The organism is Prevotella sp. AM42-24 (genome assembly GCF_003461825.1).
Lineage (GTDB): Bacteria > Bacteroidota > Bacteroidia > Bacteroidales > Bacteroidaceae > Prevotella > Prevotella hominis.
On the sequence record NZ_QTXV01000018.1, the window covers coordinates 13,176 to 30,847 of the forward strand.

14 protein-coding genes and 1 tRNA gene are annotated in these 17,672 nt (G+C 40.6%); 6 read left to right on the forward strand and 9 right to left on the reverse strand.

Annotated features, from left to right (window positions below; all coding sequences use genetic code 11):
* The 5 genes from DW917_RS07500 to htpG form a co-directional block, all read right to left on the reverse strand.
* The gene (locus tag DW917_RS07500; RefSeq protein ID WP_118117423.1) at positions 1 to 2,346 is read right to left on the reverse strand and encodes a putative porin; all 2,346 of its coding nucleotides are present in this window, start codon (positions 2,344 to 2,346) and stop codon (positions 1 to 3) included.
* A 97-nt stretch (positions 2,347 to 2,443) separates the two neighbouring features.
* Complete coding sequence (locus DW917_RS07505) at positions 2,444 to 2,740, reverse strand: mechanosensitive ion channel protein MscS (RefSeq protein ID WP_233524666.1); 297 nt, start codon at positions 2,738 to 2,740, stop codon at positions 2,444 to 2,446.
* Positions 2,741 to 2,771: 31 nt separating this feature from the next.
* A complete protein-coding gene (locus DW917_RS07510; protein WP_118117425.1) occupies positions 2,772 to 3,650 on the reverse strand; it encodes a DUF4468 domain-containing protein in 879 nt (292 codons plus the stop codon).
* Between the two features lie 71 nt (positions 3,651 to 3,721).
* A tRNA-Ser gene (locus tag DW917_RS07515) sits at positions 3,722 to 3,810 on the reverse strand.
* A 535-nt stretch (positions 3,811 to 4,345) separates the two neighbouring features.
* Positions 4,346 to 6,403 (reverse strand): molecular chaperone HtpG, encoded by a 2,058-nt coding sequence (gene htpG / locus DW917_RS07520; RefSeq protein ID WP_118117427.1) that lies wholly within the window; start codon positions 6,401 to 6,403, stop codon positions 4,346 to 4,348.
* Positions 6,404 to 6,624: 221 nt separating this feature from the next.
* Here htpG and DW917_RS07525 point away from each other — a divergent pair, with 221 nt between their 5' ends.
* On the forward strand, positions 6,625 to 7,149 hold the full coding sequence (locus DW917_RS07525; protein ID WP_233524667.1) for an RNA polymerase sigma factor: 525 nt from the start codon (positions 6,625 to 6,627) through the stop codon (positions 7,147 to 7,149).
* Positions 7,150 to 7,811: 662 nt separating this feature from the next.
* Here the strand turns inward: DW917_RS07525 and DW917_RS07530 are convergent.
* Positions 7,812 to 9,278 carry an aminoacyl-histidine dipeptidase gene (locus DW917_RS07530; protein WP_118117429.1) on the reverse strand — a complete coding sequence of 489 codons (1,467 nt, stop codon included), beginning with the start codon at positions 9,276 to 9,278 and terminating at the stop codon, positions 7,812 to 7,814.
* Between the two features lie 173 nt (positions 9,279 to 9,451).
* Between DW917_RS07530 and DW917_RS07535 the strand changes: the two genes are divergently transcribed.
* Genes DW917_RS07535 through nth form a run of 3 tightly spaced genes read left to right on the forward strand, consistent with a single transcriptional unit; the run spans position 9,452 to position 10,921 of the window.
* On the forward strand, positions 9,452 to 9,646 hold the full coding sequence (locus DW917_RS07535; RefSeq protein ID WP_118117431.1) for a hypothetical protein: 195 nt from the start codon (positions 9,452 to 9,454) through the stop codon (positions 9,644 to 9,646).
* 23 nt (positions 9,647 to 9,669) lie between these two features.
* Positions 9,670 to 10,266, forward strand: a complete 597-nt coding sequence (locus DW917_RS07540) for an OmpH family outer membrane protein (protein WP_118117432.1) — start codon at positions 9,670 to 9,672, stop codon at positions 10,264 to 10,266.
* 7 nt (positions 10,267 to 10,273) lie between these two features.
* Entirely contained in the window at positions 10,274 to 10,921 is a 648-nt protein-coding gene (gene nth, locus DW917_RS07545) for an endonuclease III (protein WP_118117434.1), read from the forward strand.
* A 75-nt stretch (positions 10,922 to 10,996) separates the two neighbouring features.
* On the opposite strand, the gene DW917_RS07550 is transcribed toward nth, so the two are convergent.
* From DW917_RS07550 to DW917_RS07560, 3 genes are all read right to left on the reverse strand, one after another.
* Positions 10,997 to 11,893, reverse strand: coding sequence for a GYF domain-containing protein (locus DW917_RS07550; protein WP_118117436.1), 897 nt, complete (start codon positions 11,891 to 11,893; stop codon positions 10,997 to 10,999).
* 36 nt (positions 11,894 to 11,929) lie between these two features.
* Positions 11,930 to 13,252 carry a clostripain-related cysteine peptidase gene (locus tag DW917_RS07555; protein WP_118117438.1) on the reverse strand — a complete coding sequence of 441 codons (1,323 nt, stop codon included), beginning with the start codon at positions 13,250 to 13,252 and terminating at the stop codon, positions 11,930 to 11,932.
* Between the two features lie 152 nt (positions 13,253 to 13,404).
* Positions 13,405 to 16,086: a valine--tRNA ligase gene (locus tag DW917_RS07560; protein ID WP_118117440.1), complete on the reverse strand. Its 2,682-nt coding sequence runs from the start codon at positions 16,084 to 16,086 to the stop codon at positions 13,405 to 13,407.
* Between the two features lie 120 nt (positions 16,087 to 16,206).
* Here DW917_RS07560 and DW917_RS07565 point away from each other — a divergent pair, with 120 nt between their 5' ends.
* Positions 16,207 to 16,440, forward strand: coding sequence for a hypothetical protein (locus DW917_RS07565; RefSeq protein ID WP_118117442.1), 234 nt, complete (start codon positions 16,207 to 16,209; stop codon positions 16,438 to 16,440).
* A gap of 247 nt (positions 16,441 to 16,687) precedes the next feature.
* Positions 16,688 to 17,644 carry a YabN family protein gene (locus DW917_RS07570; RefSeq protein ID WP_118117444.1) on the forward strand — a complete coding sequence of 319 codons (957 nt, stop codon included), beginning with the start codon at positions 16,688 to 16,690 and terminating at the stop codon, positions 17,642 to 17,644.
* The last annotated feature ends 28 nt before the right edge of the window (positions 17,645 to 17,672 follow it).

The following is a 17,672-nucleotide window of genomic DNA, read 5'->3' on the forward strand; positions in this document are numbered from 1 at the left end:
TTAGTTAAAGAAATTCCAACTTACTCCAAATCTGAATACCCTTCCATTGATAGGGTAGTGAGGTGTCAAGAAATAATTTCTGTCTCCCTGTCCGGCATTGATGTGACTCATCATGACAAAGAAACGGGTATGCTTGATGAATGCATTGGCATAGACATTGACTATCGGATAATTGCCTACCTTTACGTTCTTGTCACCATTTCCCTGGACAACATATTGTCCCATATATGGAGAATAGTCGGGTGCTGTGTAGCTCGTGAAATATCGGGCATCTGCACCTAAGTCTATATGCAAAACTTTTGCGATAGAGAATTTGATATATAAATTGGTGTAGATATCCAAATCTGGTACCGGTACAACTTCTTCCTTGCTTGAATGCTGGTATGTGACTACATTTTCCCAATTCAGTATGCCCAACTTAAAGTCCTGTTTTAATTGTGCAGTAAGCAAATTGATAGGACTTGAACTCTGCATAGGCGTTACTGTAACGCCAGTTCTCAAACCTTCATCGGTAATGGTGTAACTCTGACTCAAATATGTATAATTCTTGATTTCGTCAACGGCAACACGTAACGAAGTGCGAGTCTTGTTGAATCTTAATGTTCCCATGATGCGGGTATGAATGATCTTGTCGAGATCGTTTTCCCACCAGAGGTGTCGAGAATGATACTTTCTATAGTAAAAAGATGGATTCTCGCGATGGAAGAAAGCATCTCCAATAATCGAAAGTGTATCTCCAAGGAAAGGGATATTTACATCCAGATTTCCATCTACTGCCAAAGTACCCGCATCTTCGCCTGCGATACCGATTTCCGCAATGGCATTATAATGTAATAGCTTTCCTTGTTTTTTACTGAGTTGACCACCAACACTGAAGGTGTGCTCATTATATTTCTCTATACCGCCATCCATTGTAGGCAAGTCGAAGTGGCGCATGTCGTAACTTGCAAAAGCTTTGATACCTGCTTTGGCCCATTTGCTGAAGCCCTCTAAAGTAGCTAATGCAAAGGTATTCTTCATTTCCCAATGGCGGGTCTTGTCGTATATAGAGTCTCCTGTCAACTTACCCACGTTGTAGTATTCGTTTAAGTAAAAGTTCGCAGGGGTCTGATAAGCAGTGTATATACGCTTGTAATTGTCAAACTTGAGCGTATGGATAAAACTTGTGACTGGTACGTACTCAGTTTTATAGAACAATGAGTCTTCCTTGGCCTTCTTTTGGATGGCCAATAAGCTATCAGCTGCAGCTTTACCGTTGACTGCTATTCTGGTTGTATCTGTTTTCAAAGTGCCAGTATTAGCTTCCACTGCAGGTTCGTTGCCTGCAATTTTAGCACCTTCTGGTCTTCCGGTATATTTAGTTTGTTGTGCTTTATCAAATTCCTTTTCGTCAAATTTCTTTCCGGCTTCTTTCGCCTTTTTTCTTGCCTCTTCTTTTGCGTCGCTTTCTGCATTATCTTTTGCAGATTCCATAGCGAATTTTTTAGCCTTGATTTCCTCTTCTGTCATTTTTACTTTGCGTTTGAAACCTAAGCTATAGCGATGAGATAAGAAGATATGCTGATTATCGTTTCTGTTCCAGTTCTTCTCTAAAACCGTTGGAATTTCGTTTTCAGAAAATGTTTCTTCGAAAATTTCCGGGTGCTTGATATAGTCATCGTCTGTAATACCTCCATTCTCTGTCACCTTCTGGTGGAGGGTACTGAGAAGCAAATGTGCCTGATATTGGTCACCAATGTAGGAAGCCCACATGGTATATTTGAAGTGACTGGTACTTTGTGCGTTATAGTAACCACGTCCGTATTTGTAGTCGAATTTGAATCCTGCTCCCAATCGCTTATTGGCATTGATTGCAAAGATGGCATGGAAATCGTCCTCACCATTGGTGCGATTACCACATGAGTTGAGTGTGATGTTGGTGATTGGTGAGTATGTGTTGGTGAAATGAAAATCGCTGACAGGCGTATTGAAATATGAATAAGGTTCTGTGAAAAGGAACTGTCCCTGAGTGTTTCTGCGATCAATAAAAATACGTCCTATTCTCGGAGAACCCATGTTTCCTAAGGTGTTGTATTCTCCGCGAAGTCCTTCTGTGAAAGTGGTATTCATATACATATGCTGAAGTGTATCTACTACAGCGTCTTGCTGGTCGCCGAATCTTTCATCTACCGTCCAAACTTTAATTCCTTTTGGAATTTCCTGGTTGGAGCCGAGTGAATCTGTACTTATTCTTCTTTCGGAAGCTGGGCGGAAATCTCCATCTTCGTTGATTGAGTTAAAATCAGTTTGTGCTGCAACTGAGGTAGTTGCAGCACAAAATATCATTGTAGTGAATATTTTATTCATTATGTAGGTATTCATTTACTACTTTCTTATTCCTAATATATGGTTTTCTCCTGATTCTTGAACAGAAAAACCTAATATCATTTCTTAAAACCTTATGTTATTTCTTAAATAGTCTGAGACAGACTTCAATAATTTTAAGAACAACTCCTACAATCAGTACAATGGTACTTGCAGTTTGATATTCTGTTTGAGTCCAAAGAATGAGTCCGATGACAGCCAAAAGCATGAATGCAATGTTGAGCTTGTTTCGAACTTTCAGCATCTTATCTCTTCCATCATAGTCTATGAGGCGTCGCTGACGATGTTGGGGTCTGACGGCATAAGATGTCTTTGTTTCGTTATTCTCGTTGGATTCAGTATTTACTGTATCCTGTATCTTGTTATCTTCTTGCATTTTGAAAGAATTGTTTTAAACAACTTGAAAGTTAATTTTTAACTAATGCTTTTATGTCGCTGAATATCTGATCCTTACGGTCAATAGTTCTCTTGCGGAATTTGCCAAAGATGCGTGCTAAGCCATTCTTTTTCTTATTGAGTGCATAGCGATCAGAAATTACTTTTTCTGCTGGCTCCTTAAAACCAGTAGAGCGTCCTTCTTCATAATTATAGATGATTTTAGACAATCTAACGGTCAAAGAGTTATCTGCAATTTGTGCAACCAACTGATATCTGAATTCAGTTCGGTCGAGGGAAAGGAATGACTGACTGAAAACAAGCCATTCATCCATGGTATTTGCTATGATGTTCTCTTTTGGATTGACAAGTGCAACTCTGCTTGCTATATTATTCTTGTCTTGTGTCAAATTGCTGAAGTAATTGTACACAAGATCATAAATCTGTTTTGCAGATTTCCCGTTAGCATCTGTTTGCATGGTAAATTCGATTTTACCATTTTCATCAGTTGGTATTGCACCCTCCAAATACTTTGGGTCGTCTTTCAGTGTAACACCATTTTTAGTAACCGTTTTCTTGGCAACTTCGGTTTGCTTTTCTACTTTAGGGACAATCCAACCTTGTTTTGTCTCTGCAGGTGTGGTGTTGCTTTCGGCATTCTTTTGCTGATTTTTGACTACGATTGTTTTACCATTAATTGTAGTAGATGCTGGCTCATTTGCAATGGATGGTTCCAGTTCTTTATCTGTACCTTTCGCTTTTTCAGCGGCAGCCTTTGCTTCTTCAACTGCTTTCTTGGCTTCTTCCAATTGTTTTTGAGCTTGTTCCAACTTTTGTTCTGGTGTCAAAACAGTCTGTGCTGACATCATCAAAGGGAGAAACATGAATATGGTGAGAAATACTTTCTTCATGATTATTTTGCTTTTAGAATCTTTTTCCGCTCAATTAATGGCGAAAACAGAATGGTTATAAATGATATGTGCGGAAGATGAGGGATTCAAACCCCCGATACCCCGTAAGGGGTATACCGGATTTCGAGTCCAGCGCATTCGGTCACTCTGCCAATCTTCCATTCTCTGGTAATTTAGCATGATATATATTCATACTAACCTTAAAACATTGCAAAGATAGTGTTTTTTGATGTTATAGCAAAATTTATGACGTATTTTTTAACAATATTAACCTCAGTTTCTTTGTTGTTCATTCAATGGACAAGTTCAATTGGTGTTTTGGATCATATGGTAAAAGATGAAGGGGTGGTATTTTTCGGAGATACTGTTGTTATTTGACTTGTTTACTGTTGCTATTTGACTTGTTTCCTGATGCTAAGTGACTTGTTTCCTGGTGCTAAGTGACTTGTTTCCTGGTGCTAAGTGACTTGTTTCCTGGTGCTAAAAGACTTGTTTCCTGATGCTAAGTGACTTGTTTACAGGTGCTAACTGACTTGTTTACTGGTTCTATCTGACTTATTTCTTTTTGCTGTTTCCCTTTATTACTTGAATTTGTAATCTATGATTCTGATCTGTAAACATAAAAATCCCCCTCCTGGAAAGCATTTGATTGTCTTTCCGGGAGGGGAATTATTATATTCGGTAGAATAAATCAATTATTTGATCATATCAACGCTGCGCTTCAAGAATGCTTCGAGACCTGCGCCCTTTAGCATACCGTTTTGCAGCAAAGCAAGGTCAATCAGTTGGTGAACGATATTGTTGTCCTTGGCGTAATTGCCTATGATTTCATCGCGCTTACCTTTTTCATCGCTGATAGTCTTTTCGGTTTGATGAACATCATCCTTTTCCTGCTGGGTAATCTCCTCTGGCTTCTTCTTGGTCTGTTCCTGATGAAGAACTGCCAATCGAGCCTCCTGACCCTTGATCTCTGCCAAAATAGGCTTGAGTGCTTCTGCAGTATTGCTTTCATAATCTGCCAAAACATTCTTTATCAGAGTATGGTCTGAGTTCAAGATGATGGTGTAGCTGTCAGGCATCTGACCATAGAAGTTCATACCTTGCTGGAACTGACTCATGGTCTTCATTCTTCGCATCCACTCGTTTTGTGTGATGACTACCGGTTTGCTGTTCTCACCCAAAGCTTGCACTTCAACGGTGAATTCCGTTTTTTCTATCTTAGGAAGTTGTGAACGGAATACTTGTGTCAGATTGTCGGTCTGCTCATGATTGAGGTCTGTCTTTTTGGCATCTTCTTTCACGATAAGGCGCTCAATTGTATCAGAATCAACGCGAACAAAACGAGATTTCTCAAACTTTTGTTCAAGCATGTTCACCATTGGAGTATCCAGCTGACCATTCATCAAGAGCACAGAATATCCCTTGTCCTTTGCAGCCTCGATATATGAGTACTGCTCCTCTTTGTTGTTGGCATAGAGATAAATCAGGTTGCCTTCCTTGTCAGTCTGATTGTCCTTGATAACGGTCTTATATTCGTCAAATGTAAAGTACTTGCCATCTACGTCCTTAAACAAGGCGAAGTCTTTAGCTCTATCATAGAAATCTTCCTTAGACAACATACCATAGTTGATGAATATCTTGAGGTCATCCCATTTCTCTTCGTATTCCTTGCGGTTTTCCTTGAATATAGAATTCAGACGATCTGCTACTTTCTTTGTAATGTAGGTAGAAATCTTCTTGACGTTGCTGTCGCTCTGTAAGTAACTGCGGCTTACGTTCAATGGAATATCCGGTGAATCGATGACACCATGAAGCAAGGTAAGGAACTCTGGTACGATACCATCGACTTGGTCTGTCACAAATACCTGGTTGCAATACAACTGTATCTTATTGCGTTGCATGTCGATACTGTTCTTGATACGTGGGAAGTAGAGAATACCAGTCAGGTTGAATGGGAAATCTACATTCAGGTGAATCCAGAACAGAGGCTCGTCAGACATAGGGTAGAGGGTACGATAGAAATTCTTGTAGTCCTCGTCTTTCAATGTACTTGGAGTCTTAGTCCATAAAGGTTCTACATTATTAATAATGTTATCTTCCTCTGTTTCGACATTTTTCCCATCCTTCCATTCAGTTTTCTTTCCGAATGCCACAGGTACGGCCATGAACTTGCAGTACTTGTTCAGCAATTCCTGAATTTTGTTTTTCTGAAGGAATTCCTTGCAGTCATCTGCTATGTGGAGGATAATATCCGTACCTCTCTCGCTCTTTTCTGCATCTTCAATTTCGAATGCAGGAGAACCATCGCAGCTCCATTTTACGGCTTTAGAGCCTTCTTTGTAGCTCTTGGTAATGATTTCCACCTTGTTGGAAACCATGAAAGAAGAATAGAAACCGAGTCCGAAGTGACCAATGATAGCATTGGCATTCTCCTTATATTTATCAAGGAAATCAGTAACACCTGAAAAAGCTATTTGATTGATGTATTTATCTATTTCCTCTTCAGTCATTCCGATACCATGATCGCTGAAGGTCAATGTACCGGCATTCTCGTCAAGAGAAACTCTTACTGTAGTGTCTCCAATTTCTCCCTTGAAATCACCTTGAGCAGCAAGTGTTTTCAACTTTTGTGTGGCATCTACTGCATTTGACACCATCTCACGGAGAAAGATGTCATGGTCTGAATAAAGAAACTTCTTGATGACAGGAAAAATATTTTCTGTCGTTACTCCAATATTACCTTTTTGTGCCATAATTATATGTTTTAATTTTAAATTTACTATTCTTATCTTATGTTTTTGTGTTTGCCACTTACAAAAGGCGTGCCAAAGAGTGATTAAATGTTTCTTAATGTATCTGAAATGTTTCATTTATGACTTTTTGGCTCAAATTATTTCTTATAAAATTTGGTTGCTTTGTTTTTTTTATTACCTTTGCAATCAATTTAATGATAAACTTTTGAAACAACACAATCATGATGCAACAATTTCAATCTAAATCCGATTTGATCGCTGACTATTATTCTCAGCACTACGAAGAAGTGAAAGCTTTCGTTTCTTCCCGATTACAATATGCAGATGATTCTGAAGATGTCGTTCAGAATATCTTTCTGCGCCTCTTGCAAATGGACAAAATGATATCTTCTGTCACTTTGCCTTGTTTGGTATATACGGTTGCCAGAAATTTGATTTGTGATTATTGGCGCCATCGTCAATGTGTATATGATTATGAACATTTTTTCGTGAACTCTCATGCTTCTCGAATTTGCACTAATATGGGTGAATCAATCTATTCGGTCCAGCAAATTAACGAATTCCTTGAACGTGGGATTGCTCGCCTGAGTGAAAATCAACGTAAGATTTACAGAATGAATGTATGCGATGGAATGCAGATTAGTGAGATAGCAATCAAGTTGGATGTTAAATATAAGAATGTAGAAAATCGTCTTTGTGCTGCTCGTAAAGAGGTTAGGAAATATATGAAGTGTATGTTGGCTTAATTGGTGATTTAAATGAAAGATGTTGTATTCATATAAAAATAGGAGAAATTATCATCTTATAAGTGATAATTTCTCCTATCTTTTTGTAGCTGTTGCCACAAAAGCATTGAGACAACGTAAATTTCTTTGTTTAGCTAATCATAAGTTAGTTATACCAAATTTCTCCGCCCATTACGTTTTGGGTCATTAACACAGTTTCTTGAATAGGTGATGCGATTTCTACATACTCACCATAGATCTTAGCATTTTCTGTTTTCATTTTCTTTAGGTTTGTGATTTAATAAATGTTTATCTTTGTACTTATATTTTGTCTTAAGAAAACAAACATGTTGTCTTTAAGACATTGCAAAGTTAATCATTATTTTTCAGATTATCAAGTATTTACCGCATTTTTTTTACGTTTTTAACAGTATTATTTTTCTTTTGGCATATTTATGCGTCTTTTTTCTATTTTTGCTGAATTTAGTATATTTTATGATTCTGGATAAAAGAAAAGTAGGTGCGTCATAAGCCGCATCATGTAAACTAAAAAAGTCCCACAGACTTTAAATATTTACATAGATTTTTATGGCGGAAAGCCCAAATCTGTGTATATCTGGAATCTGTGGGACTATGTGCTATTAGGCTATCAGCCCGTACTAATCTTGCCTGTTACTTAACTTTTATCCTTTGCGTGGTGCATTGTGGAGTATTTCCAGAAGATGATCCCATACCATCTGCACAGTTGGGATATAGAGTGCTTCCTGTGGAGTGTGTACTTCTCGGAGAGTAGGACCAAAGCTAACCATGTCCAAATCAGGATATTTTTCTGAGAAGAGGCCGCATTCCAGACCTGCATGAATACCCTTGACTAATGGTTTCTTTCCGAAAAGTTTTTCGTAACTCTTGACGGTGATTTCCGTTAGTTTGCTATCTGTACGCATTTTCCATGCTGGATATTTGTCGCCTACAGTAATTTTAGCTCCAGCCAGCTGGAAGGCAGCTTTCACAGTATTGGTCATGTTTTCAAGATTGCTCATCACATTACTGCGTTGTGAAGCTACGATGTCAATAGAGCTGTCTGTAGTTATCACACTGGCTACATTGCTGGAAGTTTCTACCATCCATGCAATAGCTTCATCCTGGCAGGTTGTCAGCGGACCGTTATCTACTGCTTGTAAAGCCATGATGAACTTTTCTGCTGTTGCTTTTTCGATGACAGGAGATGATTCTGCAGATTCCATATTGAAGACCATATCCTTTTCTGTAACATGGAATTCTTCTTCAGCTTCTGAGGCAAAGATGTTCCAGTCTATACGAACCTGTTCTTTTACCTCATTCTTGATAGCTAATACTACCTGACCATCACGAGGGATGGCATTGTGCATCTTACCACTATTGAAGTTGACTAATCTGATGTCGCCGTTAAACTTTTCCATCTCCAAATACAGGAAGCGGGCGAGAAGTTTGATGGCATTGGCGCGCTTCTTGTTGATGTCATCACCAGAGTGACCGCCATTTAAGCCTTTCAGATTCAATTTGATGAAGAAGTAACCAGCAGGAGCTTGTTCGCGTTCAAATTCAAACGTAGCGTGAATGGTTTGTCCACCAGCGCAGGAAACGAAAATCTGTCCTTCATCCTCAGAATCCAGGTTGATGAGCATTTTGCCAGTCATAAAACCTGCCTCCATGCCATGAGCACCTGTTAAGCCAGTTTCTTCATCGCGTGTAAAGACACATTCAATAGGACCGTGTTCGATCTCATTGCTGTCAAGGATAGCCAGTTCAATCGCGCATCCAATTCCGTCGTCAGCACCCAGAGTAGTTCCCTTAGCTCTTAACCATTCGCCATCTATATAAGTCTGGATAGCATCCTTGGTAAAGTCGATATCTACATCTACCAACTTGTCGCAAACCATATCCATGTGACTCTGGAGTATGATGGTTTCTCTGTCTTCGTATCCAGGTGTAGCAGGCTTTCTGATGATCACATTGCCCGTTTTGTCAACGTTGGTTTCAAGATTTCTGCTTTCGCCAAAATCTTTGAGGAACTCAATCATCTTTTCCTCGTGCTTAGAAGGACGAGGTATTTGATTGATTTTTGCGAATTGCTCGAAAACGCATGATGGTTTTAACTCATTTTTTTCCATATCAATATGTTTTTATATTATTGTTGTACTATTAATAACTTACTTTTTTTAGAAAAGAATGTTATTTTATTTATAATTACTTACTATTTCTGGCTTTTTATTTGGGATATTCCCCAAAAAATATTACCTTTGCAACCAAATGTGCTAATTAAAGCACTGCAAAATTAATAAAAATGGTAAAGATATTCCTATTTAGTGTGTTAATAATTGCTATTTGTATAGCATTGTTATCAGTTAAGTTGATTTTTAGGAAGAACGGAAAGTTCTCTTCCCAGCATGTGCATGATAATCCAGGCTTGCGCAAGCAGGGCATTCATTGTGTCATGGATCAGGACAGAGAGGCTCGTCAGGCAGGAAAAGCATATTAAGTAATAATAAAATTATAGAAGAAATGAAAAAGAACATTTTGGGGTCAGTGGCATTTGCTGCTATGGTCGCTTTGTCACTAACATCTTGCAACAAGTCACAGCCACAGGTTGAAGCTAAATCTGAAAGTAAGGCTCCGGCTGAGTTAAAGATTGCTTATGTTGAGGTGGATTCTATCATGACTCAATATAAATTCGCAAAGGAGTATGCTGCAATTCTTGAAAAGAAGGGTCAGAACATTCAGGCTACTCTTGCACAGAAGCAGCAGAACTTGCAGGCTGCCGCTGCTAATTTCCAGCAGCAGATTCAGCAGAATGCTTTAAGTCGTGAGGCTGCTGAGCAAAGACAGGCTGCTATACAGAAGCAGAATAATGATTTGCAGGGATTGCAGCAGCGTTTGAGCAACGAGTTTGCTTCAGAACAGGAGAAGTACAATAAGGCTCTTCATGATAGCATCGCTAATTATCTGGCAAGATATAATAAGGATAAGAAATATAGCATCATCTTCTCTAAGAGTGGCGACAACTTGCTGTACGCAGACAAGGCTTATGATATTACCAATGAAGTAATCTCTGGTCTTAACAAGGCTTACAAGAGCACACTCCCTGCTGCAAAGAAGTAATATTATTATGTTAAGAGACGAGCGGTATCAATTTGTGTTGGATTACTTTCGGCAATCCATGCCACATGTAACCACGGAGTTGCAGTTTGGTAGTGCATTTCAGCTTTTGGTGGCAACCTTGCTTTCGGCTCAATGTACAGACAAGCGTATCAATATGGTTACACCTGCTCTTTTTGCCCATTATCCTGATGCAAACAGAATGGCTCAGGCTGAGGAGGATGATATCTACGATCTGATTAAATCTGTCAGTTATCCTAATGCCAAGGCTAAGCATTTGGTGGAAATGTCGCGTAAACTGGTATGTGATTTTAATGGAGAGGTTCCTTCCGAAATGGCTCAGTTGGTTACACTTCCTGGCGTAGGGCGAAAGACTGCAAATGTGATACGGGCAGTTTGGTTTGGTAAGGCTACGATGGCTGTTGATACACACGTTTATCGCGTAAGTCACCGTTTGGGCTTAGTTCCTAAAACCGCTGATACTCCTCGTAAAGTAGAAGATTACCTGATGAAGCATATTCCAAAGGAAGATATTCCTAATGCTCATCACTGGTTACTCCTGCATGGTAGGTATGTTTGTAAAAGTGCTAACCCAGATTGTGGTAAGTGTCAGTTTACAGATATCTGTCCTAAATTGCTGAAAAACAGTAAATTATAAATATGGATACAAAAAATCCCAAACAGTTGGTTGATATTCAATCTCTGTTTGGGATTTTTTGATGTTTTTATCTTTTTATATTAATTCCAGAATCTTATCGATAATCTTATCTATTGTAGTAGAATCAGTAGCTTGATCTATTTTCTGATTTATCTTTTCCTCGATTTTCTTGCTCACCTTGTCTGCAGCCTTATCCATAGCTTGATTGGCTCTGTCTTCCAACTTCTTCTGGATATTTCCGCCCAAATCTCTTTCATCAGTTGTGCTTTCGCCCAATTTTTTTTCATCAGTAGTGTTTTCACTTGAATCGTACTCGTCAGAACTGGTATTTTCTGGGTTGTTTCCTTCCAATGCTTTTACCATGTCGTCAGAATTCATAGTAATGACTTTTCCGAAAATTCCATAACTTACTGTATGTTCTTTGTCTTGAATAGTCACAGTACCTTTCGAGAAAATCAGATAGTTATGATATTCGAAGAGATTGTCAAGTGCCGAGTCAATAAAATTACCTGCAAGCATTCTCGCCATCATTCCAAAACCTTGTGAGAAGATATCATTGCCATTAGATGTTGTTGCTTTTTCCACGGCTTTACTTACTTCTGTGCGAATGGCATTTTCATGTGATTCTTTATTCGGATTTGTCAGAGCCATGATAATGAGGAGAAGCAAGACAAGTCCACCGAAAATTTTAAGCAAATAATGATTTTGTGGTTTCTTTTCCTCTTTATAGGGAGCCGAAGGGGGTGTTGGCGGAATTGCAGTTTCTTGTTGCATGCCTGTGGAAGAAGCATTCCTATATTCATTTGTCTTTTCATTCAAAATGTAACGGAGTTCAGAAATAGTCCAGGCTGGTTGCCAGTCTTTCATACCTTCTTTCCATACTAAGGTTTCTGATGAAATACCCATTTCTGCAAGTTGGGCTATCGTATATGGTCCTTCTTGCTGATTATTTAATATAACGAAGAATTTCATTTGCTTATGATATTATATATAATGTATGGTCTTCTTTTATTCATGTGTAGCTTTCCACCAGCCAGTTTTCTCTTTACCTCTGATGGCAACAGGATGCTGGCTTGGGTCAGAAATTGAAAGACCGCAATAATTCTTGATCTTAATTGTTACTTCTGGATACTGTCTTAAAGCTGTATATGCGCAATCAGTATGTGCTGCAGCTTTGACTGTTTTCTTCAGTTGGTTGCTGAATTGTTCTTTCAGATAACCATTTGGTCTCAAACTGTCAACATATACAGCCATGTCATAGGTCAGATGTGGCAAGAAACCATCGAGTGGCTGGATGGAGTCGAGAGGAATCGTGGTATCTAATGTATATTTTTGATTGATTTCTTTCATTACATTTGCCAGCTCATCTAATTGTCTGCAATCGATGGCAGCCATATTGCAATATGGAAAATTGCTATTCTTGTAGAAGTTTACGATGCCATTTACAAGACTGCTATAGTTTGGTGTCGTTCCATTAAGATAGCTCCACATTGAGCGGTAAGGAATTCCTTTTGCCATGATTTCACTACTGGTAGCGACGAGATAGTTGGTAACATCTTTCAACTCGTAGGCGGTTTCTATATTGCTCATGTAGCAGACGTCGAAGAGGATGTATTGCATCTTCAATCCGCTCTCTCTGATGCCTTCGGCAAGGGTGCTGATATCCATGGCGTTTTCTGCCAGGCTCACACTGCCGAAGAAGCGGGTGAGGGGGGCGTTGGGATCAGGACCAAACTGAATGCCGCTGAAAGAGGAGATACCGGTAGCAGAATAGCCGGTAGCTGAATTGTCGGCTGCGGAATAGCCGCTCAAGGCGCTATCGCTTGGTCGTGTTACGCTTGGACGTGCATAGTAAGGGTATTTGTTCCAGTCGCTGGCATAAGTCCATCCACAACCATGTGCTCCCACGATGAGGGCATAGTTCAGTGCACTGGCTTGCGTTTTCACCTCGTTCAGAATATCTGCGATGCCCTCGGCTGAGGCATACGAAGCACCCTCGTATTCCTTCAGGGGAACACGGTCCACGCTTTTGGTAGTAGCATTATATTGCAAGTCATAGAGCGTGCTGTGGTTATATTTATCGCTTAGGAACACCAGAACGCGGGAATTGTTGAGTCCCTTTCTGTCGATGATGCCATCGCAGATGCTGTCGATGTTGTTCTGCAAATAGCCCAATAATTCCGTGCTGCTTTTGCCTCCCGTCCATGGATAGAACGCCAGGATAGTCTGCTTGTTGACGCTATCCGTATCAAAAGCCTCTTCGCTGCAACCCGTAAAAGTCATCGCGAGCGAAATCATGCATATAAATAAGGTGAAAAGCTTCTTGATCATGTTTATATCTAAAAAGGTTAAATGTTTAGTGCTTAGCGTATGACACACTAAACACTAAACATTATTTATAATTATTTTCCGTAATTATGTCTCTAATTATATCTATAATTATTTCTAACTATGTCTATAATTACTTCTAATTATGTTTCTAATTACTTCTTCTTGAGCTCCTCGATGGTTGCCTTGAGGGCAGCAATCTTCTCTACTGAGTCGCTCTCCTTCTTGCGCTCCAGAGCTACAACCTTCTCTGGAGCGTGAGCCACGAAGTTCTCATTGCTGAGTTTCTTGCGTACACCCATCAGGAAGCCTTCTAAGTGCTTGAGCTGAGCTTCTGCCTTCTCAATCTCGGCAGCTACGTCGATAAGGTCGCCCAAAGGAACGGCAAACTCGTCAGTACCTACCATGAAGCTGGATGCATCAGCGCTCTTTTCTGCAATGACCTCAATCTTGTCGAGGTTAGCCATCTTGAGAGTTACCTCATTGAAAGCTTCGAAATCGTTCTTGCCAACTACCTGGAGAGACAACTGCTCCTTCTGTGCAATGTTCTTCTGGTTGCGGACAGTACGAACACCGGCGATAATCTGCTTCACTGCGTCGATGTCTGCTGTCAACTTCTGCTCCTCGGCTGTAGGTGCAGGCATCTCCAGCTTCTCGCGCATGATGCTCTCGCCATCCTTGCGGTCGTAGATGTGCTGCCACAACTCCTCGGTGATGAATGGCATGAATGGATGCAACATCTTCAGGAGGGCATCGAAGAAACGGAGGGTAGCGTCGTAGCTCTTCTGGTCGATTGGCTGACCATAAGCTGGCTTTACCATCTCCAGGTACCAAGATGAGAACTCATCCCAGAACAACTTATATACAGTCATCAGAGCCTCAGAGATACGATATTCCTTAAACTGCTTCTGCATCTCTTCGTTTACCTCCTTGAGTTTAGCGTCAAACCACTTCACTGCGATTTCTGCGCTCTTAGGCTGCTCGATGTCGGCTGTTTCCCAACCCTTAACAAGACGGAAAGCATTCCAAATCTTATTGTTGAAGTTACGTCCCTGCTCGCAGAGGCTCTCGTCGAAGAGGATATCGTTGCCCGCTGGAGCGCTGAGCATCATGCCCATACGAACACCATCGGCACCAAACTTGTCAATCAGATCGAGTGGGTCAGGTGAGTTACCGAGACTCTTACTCATCTTACGGCCGAGCTTATCGCGAACGATACCTGTGAAATATACGTGCTTGAATGGCATCTTGCCACGATACTCGTAGCCTGCCATAATCATACGTGCTACCCAGAAGAAAATGATATCCGGACCTGTTACGAGGTCGGAAGTAGGGTAGTAGTAGTTGATCTCCTCGTTGTCAGGATTTTCAATACCATCGAACAATGAGATAGGCCACAACCATGAAGAGAACCAAGTATCGAGGCAGTCGCTTTCCTGCTCAAGATCCTCAGCCTTGATGTTGGCGTTCTTTTCCTGAGCGAGCTTCAATGCTTCCTCTGCAGTTTCTGCTACTACGAAATCCTTTTTGCCGGCATTGTCGAAGTAGTAAGCTGGGATGCGGTGACCCCACCAGAGCTGACGGCTGATACACCAGTCCTTGATGTTCTCCAACCAGTGGCGATAGGTGTTCTTATACTTCTTAGGATAGAACTCGATGTCATCGTCCATTACTGGAGGGAGGGCGATGTCGGCAAAGTGCTGCATCTTGAGGAACCATTGTGTAGAGAGCTTTGGCTCAATAGGCACATTGGTACGCTCAGAGAAACCCACCTTATTATTATAGTCCTCAATCTTCTCCATCAAACCAGCATTCTGAAGATCGATAGAAATCTGCTTGCGCACGTCCATGCGGTCCATACCTACATAGAGACCAGCAGCTTCGCTGATGGTACCGTTGTCGTTGAAGATGTCGATGGTTTCCAAACCATGCTTCAAACCGAGAGCGTGGTCGTTGATATCGTGAGCTGGAGTTACCTTCAAGCAACCTGTACCGAACTCGATATCTACGTATGTATCTTCGATGACTGGAATCTCACGGTTGACGAGAGGTACGATGACGTGCTTACCCTTCAACCATGTATTCTTCTTGTCCTCTGGGTTGATACACATGGCTGAGTCGCCCATGATAGTCTCAGGACGTGTAGTAGCTACTACAGCATAGTAACCCTTCTCATCCTTGTGAATGACGTTCTCTTCATCTACCTGCTGGCAGTCTTTCTCTACTACGTAGTACTTCAAGTGATAGAGCTTAGAGTGCTCGTCCTTATAGATTACCTCCTCGTCAGAGAGTGCAGTCTGAGCCTTAGGATCCCAGTTGACCATGCGCACACCACGATAGATGAGACCTTTCTTGTAAAGATCGCAGAATACGTGGATGACGGCGCGAGAACGGGTCTCGTCCATAGTGAATGCTGTGCGATCCCAATCGCAGCTGGCACCGAGTTTGCGGAGCTGTTTCAGGATAATGCCACCATGCTCGTGAGTCCAGTCCCAAGCGTGCTTGAGGAACTCCTCGCGAGTAAGGTCAGTCTTCTTGATGCCCTGCTGAGCGAGGCGGTTGACTACCTTAGCCTCGGTAGCGATACTGGCATGGTCTGTACCTGGTACCCAACAAGCGTTCTTACCTTCCATGCGTGCACGGCGAACGAGAATATCCTGGATAGTATTGTTGAGCATGTGTCCCATGTGAAGCACACCAGTAACGTTTGGTGGAGGGATAACCACTGTATAAGGTTCACGACCATCTGGCTTAGAGCTGAAAAGCTTGTTGTCGAGCCAGTACTGATACCATTTACTTTCCACTGCTTGTGGATCGTATTTACTTGCTAATTCCATTGCTTATATCTAATTTTTATTCTTTTTCTTTCTTTTTCCTTAAAAAACGGTGCAAAGATACTACTTTTTGGGCGAAAAACACTATCTTTGCATCAAAATTATTAATTTTTGCACAAAACGATGGTTAGTAATGCAGTAAAAGAAGTTTCAGAGCAAGATAGAAGAAAACAGTTAGCCGGTTTTCTCTATGATATGGCGAAGCTGATGTTCAGTGGCGTCGCTGTTGGTGGTTTGTCGCCCCTGTTCACAGGTAAGGACTTGGGTGACATCAATATTGCGTGTGTAATAGTTGGCTTTATTTGTGGGTGTACGCTTGCTTATATTGCCAATGAATTGTTAAAAATTAAAGAGTAAGAATATGAATTGGGATATTATGGGAGCTTGGTTTCTCTTCAATGTAATGATGTGTGTGGCTGCTGTTTCTTTCGCCATTTTCCTTAATACGAAAGCGGGAAAGAAGTGGAAGAAGAATCTTTAAGAAATGGAAGCATATTTGTTTTTTAATGTAATGATGTTTGTGTTTGCATTGTCTTTTGCCATTTTCCTCAACACGAAGGCAGGCAAGAAATGGAAAGATAATCTTTAATGAGAGGTTACAATCATGCATACGAAAGAAGAAAAGTTAGCGGCGTTCAGTCGCTTGTTGGATGTGCAGGACCGTCTGCGTCTGCAATGTCCTTGGGATAGAAAACAGACATTCGAGAGTCTTCGTCCAAATACGGTTGAGGAGACTTTCGAACTCTGTGATGCACTGATGAAACGCGATTATAAAGATATCAAGAAAGAGTTGGGTGATGTTTTGGAGCATGTGATGTTCTACAGTATCATCGGACGAGAAGATGGTGAGTTTGATATCTGCGATGTTTGCAATCAGGAAGCTGATAAACTGATGTTCCGACATCCATTTATCAATTGGAACGAGGAAGGAGAATGGAGCGTATCCAATCCTGATATGTATATCAACGAAAATGGACAGGTGGTTTATAAAGAAGAAAAATGTGAGTCTGAGGATTCAGCTTCTGATGATGACCAGAACTCTTTGGTAAAGGCGGGTTCAGTCAAACCTAAAACATCAACTGCTGTTGAGAAAACCTGGGAACAGATTAAGCAGCAGGAGAAGGATGGAAATGAAAGAGTGCTTAGCGGTGTTCCTAATGCCTTGCCTTCTCTTATTAAAGCTTATCGCATACAGGACAAGGCAAGAAATGTAGGTTTTGATTGGAAAAACAAAGAGGATGTTTGGGATAAGGTTCAGGAGGAACTTGATGAATTGAAAATAGAATTGGCAAAGGAAGATAAGGAAAATTCTACAAAGGAATTAGGTGATTTCCTTTTTTCTGTTATCAATGCAGCCCGTCTCTATAAACTGAATCCCGATAATGCACTTGAACATACCAATCAGAAATTCATTCGTCGCTTTAATTATGTGGAAGATCATACCTTAAAGAAAGGAAAAAATCTGAAGGATATTTCATTGGAAGAAATGGATCAACTTTGGAATGAAGCTAAATCTTTAGAGAAAAATGAAGCCCAATCTAAAGAGGAGAATAAAGACTGATCTTTTCTATTAAGATAAGAGTGATATG